The organism is Leptolyngbya cf. ectocarpi LEGE 11479 (genome assembly GCF_015207065.1).
GTDB classification, from domain to species: domain Bacteria; phylum Cyanobacteriota; class Cyanobacteriia; order Phormidesmidales; family Phormidesmidaceae; genus Leptothoe; species Leptothoe ectocarpi.
This window is the reverse complement of record NZ_JADEXP010000588.1, coordinates 1-1,981: the sequence shown is the minus strand read 5'-3', so window position 1 is coordinate 1,981 and position 1,981 is coordinate 1. Positions and strand designations below refer to the sequence as shown.

Here is a 1,981-nt window from a genome sequence, read left to right as displayed (position 1 = left end):
GTCCCCATCCCCCGCCACGTGGTGACATTCCTGGATCTCATCTGTAGTCTGCACATAGTCCAAAAAAGCCTGACGGTATTGCGGATGCTCCAAGACCACCGCCACAAATGCGCTCACGTCGTACCCCAGCTGTACCGGGTCTACCGTCACCCGATAGCCCTGAATAATGCCGCGTTTTTCTAAGCGTCGCACCCGTTCACTAATAGCCGGTGACGAGACACCAAAGCGGTTAGCCAGATCGGACCAGGTCACCCGCCCATCTACCATTAGCGCGCTTAAAATACTGCCGTCTAAATCATCCATTAATTTATTTTTTAAGGCTTTGATTTTATTTTGCTTTATTTTTTGAATTATAAATTGGTTTTTTGAATTTAAAACAAACCAAAACCCATGATTTACTTGCGTGTCTTAAAAAAAACCTCTGGATAATAGAGGGTCTCGCCCCCCATTCAGGGTCTGAATGAGTAAGAATTACTACTATCGAGACAGGTGTGGTCCATTGGGATGGCCTGACGCCGGGTCTGCACTACCGCAAAATGTATGTTTAAGTTCCTTGCTGACGTTGTCACTGCCACGACAGTATCTGCCGACTGGATCGGTATTCGAGCTGTTAAAGATGTCACCAAAGCCTGTGCCATTCGAGATGCGCACCCAGAGCGGAATGCTCAGCACTATGGCCACGGCGCTATGGTGGAAGTATTAGCCCAGGGGCAGTTTGGCTACAGTGCGACGAATGATCTCAGTGCTGCGTCTCTGGCGACGGCGATTGTGGCGGCTTATGAACAGGCTATGGCTGCCAGTGCTTGGGCCGTCCACCGGTTTACAACGGCGACGCGCCCCAAAGCGACGGGAAACTATATATCTCCCCAGCGCAAAGGGTTAGAGGCTCTGTCCCCGGCTGAGTTAAATCAGATTTTGCTGCAGGTGTGTGACCGGCTCAAGGTGTCTGATCAGATTGCTCAAACCAGTGCGTCGGCTAGAAGCCATGACATTGAGACCTGGTTTGTCAGTAGCAATGGCTCGGAGATTTATCAGCGGGACTATTTAATCGAGACTCACATTGGCACCATCGCTCAGGATGGGCCGATTACCCAGCTGCGGACCGACCATGGGTATCTGGCCCAAAGCTACCAGGGAGGATGGGAGTTATTTCCAGGTCTAGATCTGTGGCAGCGGGTGCAGCAGGTGGGCGAGCAGGCGGTGGAATTACTCCATGCGGATAACTGCCCCGATCTGGCGACAACGCTGGTGCTGGCTCCAGACCAAATGATGTTGCAAATCCATGAAAGCATTGGACATCCCCTGGAGCTGGACCGGATTTTAGGGGATGAACGAAACTATGCCGGGGGCAGCTTTATTAAGCTGGAGGACTTTGGCTCGTTGACCTATGGCTCCGAGCTGATGAATGTCACCTTTGACCCCACAGTAGTAGGGGAGCTGGGCAGCTATGGCTTTGACGATGTGGGTACACCGGCAACCCGTGAGTATTTGATCCGGGCAGGGAAGTTAGAGCGGGGGCTGGGGGGACTGGAAAGTCAGCAGCGTTCTAATGTGCCGGGGGTGGCTAACTCGCGCGCGTCATCCTGGAATCGACCGGCGATTGACCGCATGGCCAATATTAACCTGGAGCCTGGGGAGCGCTCGTTTGAGCAAATCATTGCCAACATTGAGCAGGGTATCTATATGGAGACTAACCGCTCCTGGTCCATTGATGATCAGCGCCATAAGTTCCAGTTTGGCTGCGAGTACGGCAAGCTAATCGAAAATGGCAAACTGACTCGGACGCTTAAAAATCCTAACTATCGCTCGGTGACGCCTCAGTTTTGGCATAGTTTGTCCCAGGTGGGCGATGGCAGCACGTGGGACATGTATGGCACTCCGTTTTGCGGCAAGGGGGAACCGAATCAGCTGATTCGGGTGGGTTATGGGGCTCCGGTCTGTGCATTTAATGCGATTGAAGTGTTTGGGGGGGCGGTATGAC

The 1,981-nt window shown here is 52.6% G+C and carries 2 protein-coding genes; one reads left to right on the top strand and one right to left on the bottom strand.

What is annotated here, in order from left to right; translation table 11 throughout:
• A partial coding sequence (locus tag IQ260_RS30215) for an Lrp/AsnC family transcriptional regulator (protein WP_193996742.1) occupies positions 1-303 on the bottom strand: 303 nt, incomplete at its 3' end.
• A 237-nt stretch (positions 304-540) separates the two neighbouring features.
• Between IQ260_RS30215 and IQ260_RS30210 the strand changes: the two genes are divergently transcribed.
• A complete protein-coding gene (locus tag IQ260_RS30210) occupies positions 541-1,980 on the top strand; it encodes a TldD/PmbA family protein (RefSeq protein WP_193996741.1) in 1,440 nt (479 codons plus the stop codon).
• Position 1,981 lies beyond the last annotated feature (1 nt).